An 18,043-nucleotide genomic window follows, 5' to 3' on the forward strand; every position below is an offset into this window, starting at 1 on the left:
TTCTCCTTGCAGACTACATACTTTTTGGCCTTTTCTGCCTTTTGGTATGTAGAAAGTGCTCTACCAATAATTTGTCCTTAACTGTTATGACCCATAATATTTAATTCAACCCAACCTGGAATGATAAAAGAAAACTAAAGAAATAATATCTATAGAATTATAATTATAAGCAATCTAGGCTCCTATATTGCACCTATATAGTCATCGCCTAAATCAATAGTTGACATTGTAGCACATAGATTAATTAAAGAAAAGTTTTATATTTAAAATATAATGCTAAAAAATACGATAATAAAAAGCACCTCATGTCAAAAACATAAGATGCTCAAAATAAATCTATTAATTTAAAAAATGAAAAGCCTATAAAAGCTAGCTTTTGCCAGGCAACATTTTCTGAAAGAAAATGTTGAGTCATGTCCGGTTTACAATACAACTAGTTCTTAAATGAATGAATAGGTGCTGGAATACGTCCCTGACGATTGATGAAATCTGCGCAAGAGAACTTATTCACAGGCATTATTGGTGCATAACCGAATAATCCACCAAATTCAACAGTGTCGCCAACACCCTTGCCGATAACTGGGATAAGACGAGCTGCTGTAGTCTTCTGGTTAACCATACCAAGTGCCATCTCGTCCGCAATCATACCAGAGATTGTAGTAGCTGGAGTGTCACCAGGAATTGCAATCATATCAAGGCCTACTGAGCAAACACATGTCATAGCCTCAAGCTTCTCAAGTGTGATTGCACCAGCCTCAACAGAATTAATCATACCCTGATCCTCAGATACAGGAATGAAGGCTCCTGAAAGACCACCTACGTAAGAACTTGCCATGACGCCGCCCTTCTTAACCTGATCGTTAAGCATTGCAAGAGCTGCTGTAGTACCTGGAGCACCAGCGTACTCAAGACCAATCTCGCAAAGAATATCTGCAACTGAATCTCCAATAGCTGGAGTAGGTGCAAGTGATAAATCGATAATACCAAATGGAATACCAAGACGCTTAGAAGCTTCCTGTGCAACAAGCTGACCAACACGTGTAACCTTGAATGCTGTCTTCTTGATTGTCTCGCAGAGAACCTCGAAGCTCTCGCCACGAACCTGCTCAAGTGCTTTCTTAACAACACCAGGGCCAGAAACACCTACATTGATAATGGCATCAGCCTCAGTAACTCCGTGGAAGGCACCTGCCATGAATGGGTTGTCATCTGGAGCGTTGCAGAATACTACAAGCTTCATGCAGTCAACAGAATCTCTATCCTTTGAACGGTCTGCCACCTGAAGAAGGATATCTCCCATTAGACGAACAGCGTCCATGTTAATACCAGTCTTTGTAGAAGCAAGATTAACTGAACTACAAACTCTCTGTGTCTCACAAAGAGCCTGTGGAATTGAACGAATAAGCATCTCATCAGCTGTAGTCATTCCCTTTGAAACAAGAGCTGAATAACCACCGATAAGATTAGCACCGACAGCCTCAGCTGCCTTATCAAGTGTATGAGCCAAAGTAACAAAATCCTCTGGCTTCTTGCAAGCTGCACCACCAACCAGGGCGATAGGTGTAACAGAAATACGACGGTTTACGATAGGAATACCATAGTCGCGCTCGATTTCCTTTGCAACCTTATCCAAATCCTTTGCAACTGTTGTGATTCTGTTATATACGTTTTCATTAACCTTCTTTAAATCTGAGTCAATGCACTCGAGAAGGCTGATACCGATAGTGATTGTGCGGACATCAAGTGTCTGCTCCTCCACCATCTTATTTGTTTCTAATACTTCCTGTAAGTTTACCATGGGTCCCCCCTATTTATAATCTGTGCATAGCGTTGAAAATATCTTCTTTTTGAGCCTTAATCTGAACTCCTATTTCATCACCAAGTGTCTCAAGATCCTTCTGTACATCATCAAATGACTTTGTGGCAGCATTAATATCTACAATCATCATCATATTAAAGAATCCCTGGACGATAGTCTGTGTAATATCTAAAACGTTTACCTTGCACCCTGCTAAATATGTGCAGATACGTGCAATGATGCCCACAGTATCTTTACCTACTACAGTAATAATAACTTTGTTTTCCATAAGAATTCTCCTTCAAATAATTTATTAATCTTATAGTATGACGCGCTCTGATACTTCTGTTCGCGACGCTACTGTTATATTAAAATCACTCGCATTGTATGGAGTGTTTTCATCCATATTTACTTCCAAACGTACTGTTTCGTACGCAAGATCCGGATAATTGTTCTCGTGGCTGAGATGTCCCAGAAAAACGTGCTTTATATCGTCATTCAAGACCTGACTCAAAAGTTTTCCACTGGCCTCATTTGAAAGATGACCATAATCCCCTAAAATACGCTTCTTAAGTGGATAAGGATATGAACCAACCTCCAACATGTGGATATCATGATTTGCCTCAAGCAAAAGAGCATCCAGATTTGTTAAATTATCAACAATATAGCCATCATAATAACCTAAGTCAGTACATACTGCAACCTTAGAATTAGCATTTTCAATACGATATGCAACTGGATTTGCCGCATCATGGCTAATGTGAAATGGGTGAATGTTAAGACTACCTATAGAGAAATCCTCGTCTGGCTTGATAACATGAAAAAGTGTGTCATCTATGGCCCCAAGGCTTTTCATAGAACGTATTGCTCTGATGGTAGGTGCCGTAGCGTAAATCGGAATATGGTATTTGCGGGAGATGACTCCAAGCCCGGATACGTGATCCGAATGCTCGTGAGTCACCAAAAGCCCTGCCATATCGGCGGTGGTGTAATCATATTTGTTCATCCCCGCTTCAATACGCTTCCCTGAAATACCTGCATCGATCATTACATGTGTGCTGTCATCTCCAACACAAATGCAGTTGCCGCTGCTACCACTTGCAATACTAAAAAAATCCATTATAAATAAAATCTTCTTTCTATTTTATTAACTAATAGCTGAGTTGTCCCAGTATACTTCCACTTGATCATTCTCATGAAGCTCATCAGAATAACCACACTTATGTCCGTTAATCTTTGTGATGAGTGGGCGTCCATTGCTTTCATTAGGATCGAAATTTATCACATTGTAAATATCTACAAAGATATAATCCTTCTTTCCGCAAAGCACTCTCTTCTTACCATTGATAGTGATAGGAAGCTCTGTAGCCTCATCCTTCATCTTGGTGTGAACATCTGTAATATTCTCAGGTGCTACATCAATGTCGTAATCCTCTGGCAAGCCCTCGCCATCCTCTGCAAGATAATCTCCTGCATAAGCTACTGGTGTTGTAGTAGTCCAATCGATAACAAAGTTCTCATAAACAAGAGAATCCAAACTAGATGGACGGTTGTTAACCAAAATCTCATAGCGATCATCAATTTTTACATCCATGAACTCTGCCAACTGGCCAACTGTATAGAATGGACGTGTTTCAATAACATCTCCATCCTTAACTGAATATGTAGGCGGCTCCATAGAACCATTAACCTCAACAAACTTTGGACACTTAACTCTGCGCCCACAAACTGTGAAGTACAAATACTCTGTAGTGAATTCATCCAAATCAGCGATAGTACCATTTCCACCTGCACCGACTGTAGATGGAACAAACTCAACATCACAGTTGAACTCCAGTGGAGTATTAATTCCAACTGGCTTTCCATTCATCTTAACAACTGCAGACTCGCCCTCGATACCACGAATCATTCGTGAAACGCCATTGACAGTGAAATTGATTTCCTTGCCGCGGCGCGGGAACAATTGGTCAGCAGAGAATCCTGCCTGCATAGCTGCATCCACAATTGTAAGCTGTCCATTATCGTAAAGCTTCATCATCTCTCCATTAAAGTGAATCATGATGAAGTTATTCTTTGTCTCATAGTAATTTAGGCAGATACCAATTGGAGTAACAAGAAGTGAGTCCTTCTTAATATCCTCCTGCTCGAAAATGATGTTCTTCATGACTTCCTCGCCACGAAGTGCAACACGCTCGTCAACAATCTTTAAATCATTGGCAAGTGCCTGGGTGAAGCCATGAATCTTTCCACCTCCACCAACAACGAAAGCTGCTGATACAGATTTGTCGCCATTGAGCTCCTTAATCTTTGAAGCAACCTCGCTGGCAATCTTTTCCATAATTGGATTTGTGAGCTTGTAAACTTCTTCCGATTTGATGGTGTGGCTGATACCCATGATATCCTCGTATGTGATGTCTCCACCTTCTGTAGAAGCTCTCTTAATCTGCTCTGCAGTAGCAAAATCAACTAAATATTCATGAACCAGAACCTCAGTAAGCTCATCACCTGCCATAGGAATCATACCGTAAGCAATGATGCTTCCGTCTCTTGTGACACAGATATCGGATGTACCTGCGCCCACATCGATTAGAGCAATATTAAGCATTCTGAAATTCTGTGGAATAGCAACGTTAATAGCTGCAATAGGCTCCAATGTAAGATTGGCAACTGTAAGACCAGCTTTTCCAACAGCAGCATAAAGTCCATCAACAACATCCTCAGGAAGGAATGTAACGATGATATCCTCACCGATAACATCTGCCTTATGATCCTCAAGAGATGAGAATGGATCTCCATTCAGATAATATCTAACCGTAGAATAACCTACGCAGAAGAACTTGTATTTACTGTCTTCGGCACCACCTTTGATCTCCATACCAGCCTTCTCAATTCCAAGCATATCAAGTGTATGTAAATCCTCGCCTGAAACAACAGTCTCCTCTGGATATTCCAAATCAACATGTGTGGTGATTGTTCGAAGCACACGACCAGCGGCAGCTATACAAACCTCTGTAAGTGTGAGGCCTGTCATGCTCTCAAGCTCCTTTTTTACCTCGTCGCATGTAGCGCCAACTCGGCCTATATCGTGAATCTGTCCATCCAGCATGGCACGAGTGTCGTGTTCACGCAGTGTCTGAGCAATAACGTGAAACACCCCATCCTCAAGATAACCAACTGTGCCAATGACATTTCTTGTACCAATATCCAAGCCAAAAACAATGTCCTTCTTTTCCATAGTAAAAATCCCCTTTAATTATATTACACCTCATCAGTCACCTTCGGTGACAGCTTCCCCTCAAGGGGAAGCCTTTTAGCTGAGGATTTCTTTCAATTGCATTAGTGTCTCCTCTTTGCTGCCGCTATTATCTATGACCTTGTCACAGTGCTCTCTAAAACTCTCGTCAGAACGCTGAACTTTAAAGGTATTTTCAATGCGTTCTTTAGAGTAACCCCTGGATTCCATGAGCCTGATTTTACGAACCTCAGGGCTGGCATAAATATACCACATCTCATCCACAAGTTTACCATATCCACATTCTATGAGCAATGCAGCTTCAAAGAAAAAATACTCTATATTGTGCTTTTCTTTTTCCTCTTCTACCTGATTTAGTACTTCTTTTTCTACAGCAGGATGAACGATGGAGTTTACTCCTCTCAATAGCTCATCATCTGCAAACATGTACTTCGCCATGATAGGTCTGTCAATTTCTCCTGACGCATCCAAAATAGAGGCAGGCCAATTCAGTGCCACTACCTCATCAAAACACTTATGACCACTTGTCATAAGCTGTGCTGCCACCTCGTCTGCCAGCAGCACTTTGCAATTAAAGTTTTCTTTTAATAAAGAGAGCACCGTGCTTTTGCCAGCGCCGATGCCCCCTGTAATTCCTATAAATTTCATATATTACTCTTCAAAAAAATCATTATTATCTAAAGCGCCTGTGTTATCTGTTGGCTGCTCAGAAGTTGTATAATCTGCCTCATAAGAAGCTGACTGGAATACTGGTCCGTCTACTGACTCAGGCATATGAACTCTCTTGAGATAATCATATGCTCCAGCCTTTGCAAGATTCATGTAAGGCGAAACATAGAAGATTGCTAAAATGAATAATGTAAGACATGAAAGTAAAATCCATCCGATAAATGAAAGATCTAATACGAAAAGACTCCACTTATTTCCCTTTGTCATCTTCTTTGTCATCGCAAAGCACTCTTTAACAGTAAATTCTGGCTTATCAATGAGTAGATAAGGAATCATGCTGTACTGATATGCCTTAATAAAAGCAACAACGATACCCACAATATAAAGGATTATTCCAATAACAAGTAAGACCGCACCTGCTCCTGAATCAACAAAAAGCATTCCTGCGCCAAATCCAACAAAAATTGCTCCTGGAAGGCAGAAAAGCATTGTCCAAAGACAAACATATAATGTCATAAGGAACATACCACCAACATTGTGCCAATACTGACCATTCTTAAAGCCATCAAAGAATGTACCGAAGTCTGCTCTTGATCCACTGTAAAACTTGAAGTAGAAATACATCTGACCAACTGCAATAACATTAAGGACAAAAATTGATAAAAGAATTGTAATGGTATCTGTAGCAAGTGTTGTTCCAGTACCGGCTGCCAATGCTGCTTCAGCTGTGGCAAATGAAGATGTACTTGCAGCACCAGCCAAATTTATAATTGACTTAGCACTTACAATAGAAAGTACAACTACCAACAACAGCCCCAATAAAAGTGGATAACCTACTACTGGCCAGTAATTAGCTGATAAAGCTGCTCTGGCATTTGCTTTGATTTGTTTTCTTGGAAACATTTTCAATATCCTCCTAATACGATGATGCTTATACTCTCCCTATTTATTCTAAAACACCTCATCCGCCCCTTCGGGGCACCTTCCCCTCAAGGGGAAGGCTTTCCTAGTGTGCTTCAGCCCAAGTTTTACCTGCATTCATATCTATTTCTAGATTAACAGCAAGCTTAGCTGCATTTTCCATCTCCTCCGCAATAAGCTTCTCAACCTGTATGCGTTCTGACTCAAGTGCCTCCACTAAAAGTTCATCGTGAACCTGAAGAAGAAGCTTTGATTTTAGTCCTTCCTTAAGGAGTCTGTCGTGGACATTTACCATGGCAATCTTAATGATGTCTGCAGCTGTTCCCTGAATAGGTGAATTCATGGCCACTCGCTCACCAAACTGACGTGTCATAAAGTTTGATGATGAAAGCTCTGGAATAGGACGACGTCTACCATACATAGTAGTAACATATCCCTTTTCCTTACCATCAGATTTAAGTCCTTCCAAAAATTCGTGCATCTTTGGATAAGCCACGAAGTAATTATCTATGTACTCCTGAGCTTCCTTTCGACCTACACCAATGTCCTTTGCAAGACCAAAGGCACTGATACCATAAACGATACCAAAGTTAACAGCCTTCGCTCTGCGTCGCTGGAGGTCTGTAACCTCATCAAATGGTGTATTAAACACAAGTGATGCTGTAGAACGATGAATATCCTGACCTGCCTTGAATGCGCCAATCAGATTTTCATCACCAGACATATGTGCAAGTACTCTAAGCTCAATCTGAGAATAATCGGCATCAAGGAATATACATCCATCCTTTGGATAAAATACCTTTCTGATTTCTCGACCAAGCTCCATTCTGATAGGAATGTTTTGAAGATTTGGCTCAGTAGAACTGATACGTCCTGTAGCTGTAACTGTCTGCATGAAGGTAGAGCGTATTCTTCCATCGGAATCAACACAGGCTGCCAAACCATCAGCATAAGTACTCTTAAGCTTTGCTAACTGTCTATACTCTAATATATCACATATTATAGGATTTGTGGCTGAAAGTTCTTCTAAGACATCTGCAGCTGTTGAATATCCAGTCTTTGTCTTCTTTCCACCCTCTATTCCCATTCTTTCAAAAAGGATTACTCCAAGCTGCTTTGGAGAATTAATATTAAACTCCTCTCCAGCCTGAGAATAAATGCTCTGTTCTAATTCGTTTATACGAACTGAAAGACGATTACCGTACTCAGCAAGTGCTTCTTTATCCATGGCAATACCCTGAAGCTCCATGTCGAAAAGTGTATATACAAGAGGCATCTCAATATTTTCATAAATATCAAGCATTCCCTCTTCTTTGATTTGAGCAATAACCTTTTCGAATGCCGCAAATGCAACATAGGCATTGTAGCATGCATATGTGGTAACAGCCTCAAGTAAATTGTCATCCTCAAGTGCAGCATTTAGCTTTGTTTTGCCAAACAAATCAGCCTGAGCGGGAATGATGATTCCAAGCATCTCGCTGGCAACATCATCAGCTGTGTAGGCATTCTTTGTAGGATTCAAAAGGTATGCTGCCACAGCAACATCAACTGCTGTAGGGAAAATCTCTGCCTTACCACCATTAGTTAAAATAGCCTGCTTTTCATCATCGCTCATAAGCTCATAAAGAAGGTGCATAGCATTCTTTAAATCCCAAAAGCAAAGCTTTACTCCGGCCTTGCTGATTTCCATAAGCTTATGACCAAGATAATCTGGGGTGATAAATCCAGCACAATCTACATAAACTGTCGAATCACCGACAGAAAGTGCAGCACCCTTAATTCGCTTGTCCTCTCCTGCCATGATGCTGGCACCAACAAAATCCTTACCAGATTTTTTAAGCTCAGCGAAGAAATCCTCCACATCAGTAAAATCGTATATACGTTTAAAGGTCTCAGCTCTGTTGTCCTGAACCTTTGTAGTAGTAGACGCTTCAAATCTAGGAAGAAGCTTTTTTAGCTCGTATCGCTTGCAGAGAAGATAAGCCTCCTCTGTAAAAAGATTTTCAAGCTTAGTACATCCTTCTTCTAACTCTATAGGAGCATTCACATTAATTGTGGCAAGCTCCTTTGAAAGCACAGCAATATCCCACTGGTCAATGAAATTCTGAACGACTTTACCTTTCTTCATCTCATCTACGTGAGCATGGCATTCCTCGATAGAACCGTACTGGGCAATCCATGTCTGTGCAGTTTTAGGGCCAATGCCTTCAACACCTGGAATATTATCAGAAGTATCTCCCTGAAGTGCTTTTACATCGATAAACTGCTTAGGAGTAACCCCGTAGGCCTCCTTAACATCCGCTGCGAAGTAGTTCTCGATTTCTGTTCCACCCTTCTTTGTCTTAGGGATGGAAATCTTTACCTTTTCAGTGGCAAGCTGGAGAAGATCTCGGTCTCCAGAAACGATGGTAACATCAAAGCCCTTCTCCTCACCAATTCTGGCAAGGGTCCCAAGGATATCATCAGCCTCCCAGCCTTCCATTGTGATAACCGGAACGCCCATGGCTCTAAGCATTTCCTGAATACGTGGAATCTGTTCCTTAAGCTCTGGAACCATTGGCTTTCTGGTGCCCTTGTAAGCTTCAAACATTTTGTGTCTGAAGGTAGGGGCATGCACATCAAATGCCACTGCAAAGTTATCAGGCTGTTCATCATCGATGAACTTTAACATCATGTTTATAAAGCCAAAGATGGCGCCTGTGTGCTCGCCCTGGCTATTTGTTAAGTCAGGCAAGCCATAAAACGCGCGATTGGCAATGCTATGTCCATCTATTAAAAGTAATTTGCTCATTAAATCTCCCTTGTCTCTTTTTCAAGCCAAGCATACTCTTCAACGCTTAAATATGGCTTTAATGTTTCACGGACCATTGCGTGGTACTCGTTAAGTGTCTTCTTTTCTGCCTCAGTCATCATCTCTGGGATAACTGGATCAAGGTCGATTGGACAGTATGTGATAGCCTCAAAGTGACGGAAATCACCGTACTCTGTAGTCTCGCCTGCTACGCAAAGAAGCTCGTTTTCAATACGAATTCCAAAGCCATCCTCAATGTAAAGACCTGGCTCGTCTGTTGTAATCATACCTGGCTGAATTTCAGCAGAATTCTGTCCCTGAAGAACTCTCCAGTGGAAACGGTTTGGTCCTTCGTGAACATTTAAAATATGGCCAACACCGTGACCTGTTCCGCAGCGATAATCAAGTCCCATATCCCAAACTGGTCCACGTGAAAGGATATCAAGATTTGCACCTGTAACTCCCTTAGGGAAGTTGGCTGCAAGAAGTCTTAAGTGGCAACGAAGAACTACTGTGTAGTACTCCTTCATCTGCTGTGTAAGCTCACCAAGAGCGATTGTTCGTGTGATATCTGTAGTACCCTCAAGGAAATGAGCACCTGAATCTACAAGTAAGAATCCTTCTGGCTTAAGTGTAGCCTCTGAACCAGCCTTTGCGCTGTAGTGCATCATTGCAGCGTTTGGTCCGTAAGCTGAGATTGTACCAAATGAAAGATCCACAAAATTCTCCTGCTCCTTGCGGCGAGCCTCATAATAATCTGAAGCTGTGATTTCAGTCATTGGTACCTTACCAACATTCTCCTTAATCCACTTAATAGCCTTTGTGCATGCAACACCATCTTTTACATGAGCCCACTTTGTATTCTTGATTTCAGTCTCATTTTTGATAGCTCGCATAAGCTCTGATGGATTCTTGCCATCGATAATCTTTGCTGAGCCCTCTAGAGCCTTAAGCATGTTGTAATTAACGATTGACTGATCAAGAAGAACCCTTCTGTCTGCCATATCAGCACTCTGAAGATAATGATAAATCATATCGTATGGGTAAAGCTTTACACCCTTATCGTTGAGATAGCCCATTACCTCTGCTGGCCAGTTTGTTGTGTCTGTAAAAAGAATTACGCTTTCATCTGTGATGATGAGGAATGAAAGAAAAACTGGAACGTTTGCAATATCATTTCCTCTGATGTTTAACGTATATGCGATATCGTAAAGAGCTGTAAGTAAGTGAGCATCAGCTCCCTTCTTTTTCATTTCTTCACGAATACGGGCAATCTTTGAATCCATTGTCTCGCCTGAGAACTGATCCTCAAGGAGCCATGTGGTAGCCTTTGGAAGAACTGGTCTGTCAGTCCAGATTAAATCTACTAAATCTTCTGTTGTAGCAAGCTCTCCGCCCTTCTTTGTAGCGATATCAAAATACTTTGCTGCGTTCTTTGCGGAAACACATCTGCCGTCAAAACCGAGGCATCCACCATCTACAAAATTCTGCTCGATAAACTCATCTACCTCTGGAACTCCTGGCTCACCGATTCTCTCTAAAATAACCTCTGAATCAGCAATCTGCTTTGCTGCCTGAACAAAATAACGTCCATCAGCCCAAAGATGTGCCTCCTTTAATGTGATAACTGCTGTACCAGCTGAGCCTGTAAAGCCTGTCATAAAGCTACGTGCCTTAAAGTGCTCTCCTACATATTCAGATGAATGAAAATCGTCTGTTGGGATGAGGTACATATCAATACCTCTCTCTTTCATTAAATCACGCAATGCTGCGATTTTCTCATTAGTTGTCATCTTCTTTTTATCTCCTTACTATCTTTTATTTCATCCTTTTCAGGGATTTCAGCTTTTTTTCTATTGTCGGAAAGTCTCTCAAATAAATGCTTTCCCTGTTCTGTCAAATCTTCATATTTGAAATCAAAATATTTGTCACAAGACTGATTAATTAATGCAGAGCCCTCATCACTATTTGATAAGTTCCAAATGCATGTAGAAAGATTGTAATCATCCATCAAATCATCCCATCTTGTAGCTTCATGCTTGTCTAAGTCGCCAACACCATCTGCTGAATAATAACTAAACTGAGAAACAAACACCGGAAGACCATCCTCTAATGCGTTGATTAGAGCATTTCTATCACTTGATTTTTGTGTGCGAGCATTAAAATGATATGTATACATAATATTAGTGCCAAAAGCATCTGAATCCAATGGATCTGCCAAGACTGATTCTAAATCAGTGCAGCCCTTTGGTGTACCTACAAGAATAATTGCAGTTCTGTTAACACGTCTGATTACTGGAATAACTTCCTTTGCATATGCCTTGATGTCTTCCCAGGTAGTATCATCATTTGGCTCATTACAAATTTCGTAAATGACATTGTCGTTTAATTCGTATTTACGAACCATCTCACCAAAGAACTGAATTGCCTCTGATTTATATTCATTAGGATTTGCATCGTTTAATGTATGCCAATCTAAAATAACATACATATCATTATCTGTAGCAGCCTTAACTGCCTCATCAATGACTTCCTTAAGTTCCTCCTGCTTATCAGCACCTGCCACACAATATCCATCATAATCGCTGGTGAATAAAGCCAATCTGATTACGTTGATTCCCAAATTCGATTTGAGAAACTTTATAGTATCTGCAGACGCAAACTCTGGATACCAGCTAAGATTGTTAGTGCTGATACCTGTAAGTCTTACTTCATTTCTTACTTCATCATAAAGCCTTCCATCTTCAACATGAATGGCGCCATAATAATCCAGCTGTTTACCAGTCTGGATAACAGACTCCGCCAATTCCTTTTCTTTAGCTTCTTTTTCAGCCTCTTCCTTAGCTTTTTTGTCTGCTTCTTCCTTAGCTTTCTTAAGCTCTTCTTCCTTCTTAACAGCCTCGTCCTGTTTCTTTTCCTTGATTACAAGCTTAGGCTCCTCTTTTGCTGGCTCCTGTGCCACCTGCTCAGGCTCCTGCTCTTCTATAGCCACCTGCCAAGGGAATGTAACACCACCCTTAAAATAACTAACAGCAAAAACGCCGCCTACAATAGCCACTGCTAGAAAAATTATTAAAAGTACTGTTCTGAAACGCTGTTTTTTGCCTACCATGATGCTCCCTCCAAATTATATGTTTACGAATCAATAATTCTTTTACTCATAAAAATACTCCATTTAAGATTATAGCTCATTTGCCCTTCATAAAAAAGGGTAACTAATCTCCTATTTTTTTCAAAAAATCCTTGATTTTATTGTGAAGTCCATTGTTTTATGTTATCATATATGATAACTTGTAAGCATGAGGTGAACTATGAAGAATCGTTATTCTGATGGAGTTGTCACGCCCCAGGCTTTGGAGGCGCGTCATTCCATCGCCAGGCAGCTTCGTGACACCCGACATTCCCTGCATATCACTCAGGAGGCTGTAGCCGAGAGAGCAGGCACAAAAAAATCTAACATCTCCCGAATGGAAAGTGGCAAATACAATCCATCCCTGGACTTTCTTGTAAAGGTTGCCGATTCAATGGGCAAAAAAATTGATATTCAGGTGAATTAAAAGTTATTGAAAGGTTAGTTAGAAATGAAAAGAAAACCTAAGATTTCAAAGAATTGTGGAAAAGATATAGTACTCTGCGAGACTACAAATCGCATCGTTTCCAATCGCACTTCCGATCTTTTACTGGAGCAGTCAGTACCATTTTCAAAAAATTGGCACCGTGTTCCTATCTTCAGAAGAAGAAATTATCACGGTGCCAATAAGGTCTGTGTTATTTCCATCAATCGCACTCAGTATTCTCACGCAAGGCGCGTCCTCTCACTTTTAGAAGAAAGAGATTACAACAGATTGCAATTAAATGTTATTTAGTTTTCGCGAGAAACGTATACTGGAAGTCCATCCTTGTACTCCACATCTGGAAGTCCAATTACAAGTGGCTTCAGGTACATTACCATATCAGAGGTTACTCCATTGTGCTCAGGATTAATCCAATCCTGTGGCACTTCCTTCGCCTCATTGGCAATATCATGAATCTTCGCATAGTTAAGCTTAATTTCATAAGGTGCATTACTGATACGCTCCATTGTAACCATAGCGCCTGTAACACCCTCTTCTGCAATATCAACAGCCTTCTTACCGATAGCTTCTGACTCGTTGATATCTGTAAGGCTGGACATATGTGCAGCTGCACGCTGTAAAACATTGACTTCGATAGAGCGAACCTTAACCCCCAATTTATCCTTAACAAGGTACTCTAAAGTCTTTCCTGCACCTGAAAGCTGTGCATGTCCGAAATTGTCTAATGTTCCTGTAGCAGCTGAAATGTACTCGCCTTTGTCATCTCTGATTCCCTCAGAAACAGCAACTACGATGTTGTTCTTCTCCTTAAGAAGATTTGCCAGGTCCTGGATGAACTTATCTCTGTCAAATGGAACCTCTGGCAAGTAGATAAGGTCTGGACCATCGCAGCACTCATTCTTTGCAAGTGCTGTAGCAGCTGTAAGCCATCCTGCATCTCTACCCATTACCTCGATGATTGTGACACTAGGATTGTCATAAATCTGAGCATCGAAGATAACCTCCATTGTAGAAGTTGCAATGTATTTTGCAGCTGAACCAAATCCTGGTGTATGATCTGTGACACAAAGGTCGTTATCAACGGTCTTTGGTACACCTACAAACCTGATATTAGAGCCAATCTTAGCAGCATAAGCAGAAAGCTTATCTACTGTATCCATCGAATCATTTCCACCAATATAGAAAAAGGCTTCGATTTGATATTTGTTAAATTGGTCAAATAGGGTATTATAGATAGGATCATTTGAATCCACACCAGGGAGTTTGAAACGGCATGAGCCAAGATACATTGCAGGAGTTGTTTTAAGACGCTTAAGAAAACGTGGATCGTTAGCTACGACAGCTGTTAGGTCTATTACATTGTCATTCTTGATTCCGAGAATGCCATTGATAGAGCCGTAAATCTTGTCATATCTAGAACCAAGGGTTCCCTCGATGACACCAGCAAGGCTGGCATTGATAGCCACTGTTGGACCACCAGATTGAGCTACTAAAACATTTCCCATAGAAAATATCCTCCCTATAAAGTATTTCTAGGGAAGATTTTAACACAGAGGAGACAATTTATGAACACATTTTTATATGGCATTTTAGACATAATTACAGAAGCACATACATATATTTTGTCATTGAATGACGCATACGAGGCGAATTTAACAGACAAACAGCTTCACTTTATCGTTATCGGAATTATCGGTATGGCAATGATTTTTATTATCCACCCACTATTCGCTCTTTTGGCAAAGACAAACCATGTTCTTGCCATCAGCTGGATATACGTATTTACGTTGATAATCCTAATGACATTCGCTATTGAAATTGGACAAAAAATCACCCACTCCGGTGTAATGGATTTCGACGATATAGTCTTTGGTGTATGGGGCTTTTTGCTTATGTTCCTGATATTTGCCCTAATACGTGGAATAATCATTGGAATTATTCATCTTGTCAGAGACATTATAAGAAAATAAAAAGAAAGAGTTTTGCCTGTGTTTTGGGGGCAAAACTCTTATTTTTTATTTGAAATTTTCAATCATAATCTGTATGCTTCGATTGCCACGGAACTCATTTATAGATGGCTCATAAATAATGTCCATGGTAACTCCATTAGTCTGACCAGCACAGACTCTGTTCCATGCATCCGCTCCAAATTTCTGATTAACAGCTTCCTCAAATTCTGGAACATTTCTGAACATCATGGCTGTCATCGTATTTCCGTTTTCAGTACCTACAGTCATTCTAAGATACTGTCCTTCTTTTCCGATGTAAGCAGCCTTTAGGATAGGCACATTTTTAAGTGCAAACAATGGCTTCGTATTTCCGGTACCATAAGGCGCAAGTAAATCAAGGCTGTCCACAAGCTCCTCTGTAATGTATGAAAGAGGCATATCACAGTCAATCTTTATAACTTCCTGCATATCATCCTCTGTCAATGTACAGCGTTCATTAAGTCGAGTGCGAAGTTCATCAATCTTATCTGTTGGAAGTGAAACCCCGGCAGCCATAGGATGTCCGCCGAACTTCGTAAATACGTCCTTAACTCCTGTGAGCTCTTCAAACATATTGTAGGCAGGTATTGAACGTCCACTGCCCTTTGCTCCATCTTCTGCATCGGTAATCACAAGAACTGGCTTACAATAAGCTTCTCTAATTCTTCCTGCCACGATTCCAGCTAGGCTTTCATGAAGCTCTGGAATATAGATTACTAAAACACGATCCTTATTAAGGTCGCTGTTTTCTATCATATCTCTGGCTTTATCAATGCCAATCTGAGTCATGTTCTTACGCTGAGAATTAAGTTCTACAAGCTCATTTGCCATAGCAAGAGCCTTAGCCTGGTCTGTCTCCATAAGAAGCTCAATTGCTCGGCTGGCAGTATCCAGTCGCCCGCTGGCATTAAGACACGGACCAATAATGAATCCCAAATGGTAACAGCTTAGCGGCTTGCCTTTAAGCTCCGTTCTTGCGAGGAGGGCATTTATACCGATGTTGTCAGTATTCTCGATAGCCTTAATTCCATGATACACTGTGGCACGATTCTCACCCTTCAGCTCCATAACATCACAGACAGTAGCTATAGCAGCAAACTGAAGGAATTTATCTGATTCAGCTTTTTCAAGCCCAAGAAATTCGAAAAGAACCTCTGCTAGCTTCCATGCAACCTGAGCCCCGCAAATACCTTTGAATGGATAATTACAATCATCACGCTTTGGGTCTACTACTGCATCTGCCTCTGGAAGCTTTTGAATTTTGGTGATACCATCAGCATCGAGCTCAAAAGGAACCTCATGATGGTCTGTTACAACAAAAGTCATACCAAGCTCTTTCGCCAAATCGATAGCAGGAGCTGCCGCAATACCATTGTCACAGGTGATAATAAATCCAACGCCATCATCATAAGCCTGCTGTACCATGTCTGGATTAATTCCGTAGCCATCCACCATTCTATGGGGGACTGCATAATCCACATCACCGCCGGCTTCTCTGATAGCTGAGGTAAGGATGTAGGTAGACATAATTCCATCTACATCATAATCTCCAACCACACGAATCTTTACGCCCTCATCAATGGCTTCCATAAGAAGCTCACAGGCTAAATCCATGTCTGCAAAGAGGTGTGGGTCAGCGCAACAATTAAGAGATGGATGAAGGTACTCATGCATTTCTTCATATGTACTAAGGCCGCGATTTACCATGAGTCTTACCAGTACAGGATCAACTCTAAGTTTTGAACTAAGTCCTGCATAATCAGCTGCTTTTCTTTGTAGTATCCATTTACTCATAAAAAATTCTCCAAAATTTAAAATAACCTTCCCCTTTCGGGGAAGGTCAAAATCCCAATGATATTAAGCAAGAGCTGCTGTAATAATAGCCATTGAGTAAACTTCCTGTGCATTGCAACCACGAGAAAGATCGTTGATTGGTGCATTAAGTCCAAGAAGGATTGGGCCGTATGCATCGAATCCTCCAAGACGCTGTGCAATCTTGTATCCGATGTTACCAGCATTGATATCTGGGAAGATGAATGTGTTAGCATGACCAGCTACTGTAGAGCCTGGGCACTTTGTCTTAGCAACACGTGGAGAAACTGCAGCGTCAAACTGAAGCTCACCTTCGATATCAAGGTTAGGATACTTCTCCTTAGCCTTTGCTGTAGCTTCGCGCATCTTATCAACATCCTCGCCCTTTCCTGAACCAAGTGTTGAGTATGAAAGCATAGCGATCTTTGGATCGATACCGAAAATCTTAGCGCACTCTGCTGTCTCACCAGCGATTTCAGCAAGCTCATCAGCGTTTGGCTTAATGTTAATAGCGCAATCACCCATTGCAAGAACTTCTCTATCACCTGTAGCTGAGTTACGTACCATAATGAAGCATGATGATACGATGCTGTTGCCTGGCTTTGTCTTGATAACCTGAAGAGCTGGACGAACTGTATCAGCTGTTGAGTATGTAGCACCACCAAGGAGTGCATCTGCAACACCCATCTTTACAAGCATTGTGCCGAAGTAGTTAGCCTGACGACATGTCTTTGCTGCCTGCTCCATTGTAACGCCCTTAGACTTTCTAAGCTCGCAGAAAAGCTCGCACATCTCATCAAATCTGTCATAGTTTTCTGGATCAATAATAACTGCTCCACGGATGTTGAAACCAGCTTCCTCAGCAGCTGCTGCAACCTCTGTTTCCTTACCAATAAGAATTGGCTGAAGGAAATCTGAACCGAGAAGACGGCTAGATGCCTCAATAATACGTGGGTCTGTACCCTCTGTAAAAACGATTTTCTTAGGATCCTTTTTAAGGATGTCAATTAATGCTCCAAATCCTGCCATTTTAATTTCCTCTTTTCTTTCTTTAAGTTAACCTCATATGAGGTGTTATCTGTAATATGTTAGTGTATTAAAACCACCCTAGATATATTACTACTTTTTTATGAAAAAACAGTGGTTTCGAGCATTGTTTTTGATTTTGTACTTTTTTGTATTTATTCAGAGCAAAGTAAAACTCAAAGAAATTTAAAAGCTTGCTTTTATAATTAT

The 18,043-nt window shown here is 40.9% G+C and carries 15 protein-coding genes; 3 read left to right on the top strand and 12 right to left on the bottom strand.

Annotated features, from left to right (window positions below; translation table 11 throughout):
• Positions 1-433 precede the first annotated feature (433 nt).
• The 9 genes from BUA88_RS05405 to BUA88_RS05445 all read right to left on the bottom strand — a co-directional run bounded on the left by BUA88_RS05405 (position 434) and on the right by BUA88_RS05445 (position 12,544).
• Entirely contained in the window at positions 434-1,798 is a 1,365-nt protein-coding gene (locus tag BUA88_RS05405) for a PFL family protein (protein WP_072913764.1), read from the bottom strand.
• A 13-nt stretch (positions 1,799-1,811) separates the two neighbouring features.
• A complete protein-coding gene (locus BUA88_RS05410) occupies positions 1,812-2,087 on the bottom strand; it encodes an ACT domain-containing protein (protein WP_015550900.1) in 276 nt (91 codons plus the stop codon).
• Positions 2,088-2,117: 30 nt separating this feature from the next.
• Entirely contained in the window at positions 2,118-2,918 is an 801-nt protein-coding gene (locus tag BUA88_RS05415; protein WP_072913768.1) for an MBL fold metallo-hydrolase, read from the bottom strand.
• A gap of 27 nt (positions 2,919-2,945) precedes the next feature.
• Entirely contained in the window at positions 2,946-5,033 is a 2,088-nt protein-coding gene (locus BUA88_RS05420; protein ID WP_072913772.1) for a cell division FtsA domain-containing protein, read from the bottom strand.
• A 75-nt stretch (positions 5,034-5,108) separates the two neighbouring features.
• On the bottom strand, positions 5,109-5,699 hold the full coding sequence (gene coaE, locus BUA88_RS16465; protein ID WP_072913775.1) for a dephospho-CoA kinase: 591 nt from the start codon (positions 5,697-5,699) through the stop codon (positions 5,109-5,111).
• A 3-nt stretch (positions 5,700-5,702) separates the two neighbouring features.
• Positions 5,703-6,623 (bottom strand): DUF975 family protein, encoded by a 921-nt coding sequence (locus tag BUA88_RS05430; RefSeq protein ID WP_072913781.1) that lies wholly within the window; start codon positions 6,621-6,623, stop codon positions 5,703-5,705.
• A gap of 103 nt (positions 6,624-6,726) precedes the next feature.
• Positions 6,727-9,432: a DNA polymerase I gene (gene polA, locus BUA88_RS05435; RefSeq protein WP_072913786.1), complete on the bottom strand. Its 2,706-nt coding sequence runs from the start codon at positions 9,430-9,432 to the stop codon at positions 6,727-6,729.
• On the bottom strand, positions 9,432-11,225 hold the full coding sequence (locus tag BUA88_RS05440; RefSeq protein ID WP_072913790.1) for an aminopeptidase P family protein: 1,794 nt from the start codon (positions 11,223-11,225) through the stop codon (positions 9,432-9,434). Before BUA88_RS05440 ends, polA begins: the two co-directional genes overlap by 1 nt.
• The gene (locus BUA88_RS05445; protein WP_072913796.1) at positions 11,222-12,544 is read right to left on the bottom strand and encodes a glycoside hydrolase family 5 protein; all 1,323 of its coding nucleotides are present in this window, start codon (positions 12,542-12,544) and stop codon (positions 11,222-11,224) included. Before BUA88_RS05445 ends, BUA88_RS05440 begins: the two co-directional genes overlap by 4 nt.
• 199 nt (positions 12,545-12,743) lie before the next feature.
• On the opposite strand from BUA88_RS05445, the gene BUA88_RS05450 reads away from it, so the two are divergent.
• Both BUA88_RS05450 and BUA88_RS05455 read left to right on the top strand, forming a co-directional pair.
• Positions 12,744-12,989, top strand: coding sequence for a helix-turn-helix transcriptional regulator (locus BUA88_RS05450; RefSeq protein ID WP_072913802.1), 246 nt, complete (start codon positions 12,744-12,746; stop codon positions 12,987-12,989).
• 24 nt (positions 12,990-13,013) lie between these two features.
• Entirely contained in the window at positions 13,014-13,298 is a 285-nt protein-coding gene (locus BUA88_RS05455; RefSeq protein WP_072913807.1) for a hypothetical protein, read from the top strand.
• Here BUA88_RS05455 and BUA88_RS05460 read toward each other — a convergent pair.
• Complete coding sequence (locus BUA88_RS05460; protein ID WP_072913812.1) at positions 13,295-14,512, bottom strand: 6-phosphofructokinase; 1,218 nt, start codon at positions 14,510-14,512, stop codon at positions 13,295-13,297. The two genes, BUA88_RS05455 and BUA88_RS05460, sit on opposite strands and share 4 nt — an antisense overlap.
• A gap of 60 nt (positions 14,513-14,572) precedes the next feature.
• On the opposite strand from BUA88_RS05460, the gene BUA88_RS05465 reads away from it, so the two are divergent.
• A complete protein-coding gene (locus BUA88_RS05465; RefSeq protein WP_072913816.1) occupies positions 14,573-14,977 on the top strand; it encodes a hypothetical protein in 405 nt (134 codons plus the stop codon).
• A gap of 45 nt (positions 14,978-15,022) precedes the next feature.
• On the opposite strand, the gene recJ is transcribed toward BUA88_RS05465, so the two are convergent.
• Both recJ and pta read right to left on the bottom strand, forming a co-directional pair.
• A complete protein-coding gene (recJ, locus tag BUA88_RS05470; RefSeq protein WP_072913819.1) occupies positions 15,023-16,789 on the bottom strand; it encodes a single-stranded-DNA-specific exonuclease RecJ in 1,767 nt (588 codons plus the stop codon).
• Positions 16,790-16,852: 63 nt separating this feature from the next.
• Positions 16,853-17,836, bottom strand: a complete 984-nt coding sequence (pta, locus tag BUA88_RS05475; protein ID WP_072913822.1) for a phosphate acetyltransferase — start codon at positions 17,834-17,836, stop codon at positions 16,853-16,855.
• Between the last annotated feature and the right edge of the window lie 207 nt (positions 17,837-18,043).

It is taken from the genome of Pseudobutyrivibrio xylanivorans DSM 14809 (assembly GCF_900141825.1).
Taxonomy (GTDB): domain Bacteria; phylum Bacillota; class Clostridia; order Lachnospirales; family Lachnospiraceae; genus Pseudobutyrivibrio; species Pseudobutyrivibrio xylanivorans.

Bases quoted from the DNA above. Each gene is read 5' to 3' on its own strand.
- BUA88_RS05405 (WP_072913764.1), bottom strand. From the start codon at position 1,798: ATGGTAAACTTACAGGAAGTATTAGAAACAAATAAGATGGTGGAGGAG.
- BUA88_RS05410 (WP_015550900.1), bottom strand. From the start codon at position 2,087: ATGGAAAACAAAGTTATTATTACTGTAGTAGGTAAAGATACTGTGGGC.
- BUA88_RS05415 (WP_072913768.1), bottom strand. From the start codon at position 2,918: ATGGATTTTTTTAGTATTGCAAGTGGTAGCAGCGGCAACTGCATTTGT.
- BUA88_RS05420 (WP_072913772.1), bottom strand. From the start codon at position 5,033: ATGGAAAAGAAGGACATTGTTTTTGGCTTGGATATTGGTACAAGAAAT.
- coaE (WP_072913775.1), bottom strand. From the start codon at position 5,699: ATGAAATTTATAGGAATTACAGGGGGCATCGGCGCTGGCAAAAGCACG.
- BUA88_RS05430 (WP_072913781.1), bottom strand. From the start codon at position 6,623: ATGTTTCCAAGAAAACAAATCAAAGCAAATGCCAGAGCAGCTTTATCA.
- polA (WP_072913786.1), bottom strand. From the start codon at position 9,432: ATGAGCAAATTACTTTTAATAGATGGACATAGCATTGCCAATCGCGCG.
- BUA88_RS05440 (WP_072913790.1), bottom strand. From the start codon at position 11,225: ATGACAACTAATGAGAAAATCGCAGCATTGCGTGATTTAATGAAAGAG.
- BUA88_RS05445 (WP_072913796.1), bottom strand. From the start codon at position 12,544: ATGGTAGGCAAAAAACAGCGTTTCAGAACAGTACTTTTAATAATTTTT.
- BUA88_RS05450 (WP_072913802.1), top strand. From the start codon at position 12,744: ATGAAGAATCGTTATTCTGATGGAGTTGTCACGCCCCAGGCTTTGGAG.
- BUA88_RS05455 (WP_072913807.1), top strand. From the start codon at position 13,014: ATGAAAAGAAAACCTAAGATTTCAAAGAATTGTGGAAAAGATATAGTA.
- BUA88_RS05460 (WP_072913812.1), bottom strand. From the start codon at position 14,512: ATGGGAAATGTTTTAGTAGCTCAATCTGGTGGTCCAACAGTGGCTATC.
- BUA88_RS05465 (WP_072913816.1), top strand. From the start codon at position 14,573: ATGAACACATTTTTATATGGCATTTTAGACATAATTACAGAAGCACAT.
- recJ (WP_072913819.1), bottom strand. From the start codon at position 16,789: ATGAGTAAATGGATACTACAAAGAAAAGCAGCTGATTATGCAGGACTT.
- pta (WP_072913822.1), bottom strand. From the start codon at position 17,836: ATGGCAGGATTTGGAGCATTAATTGACATCCTTAAAAAGGATCCTAAG.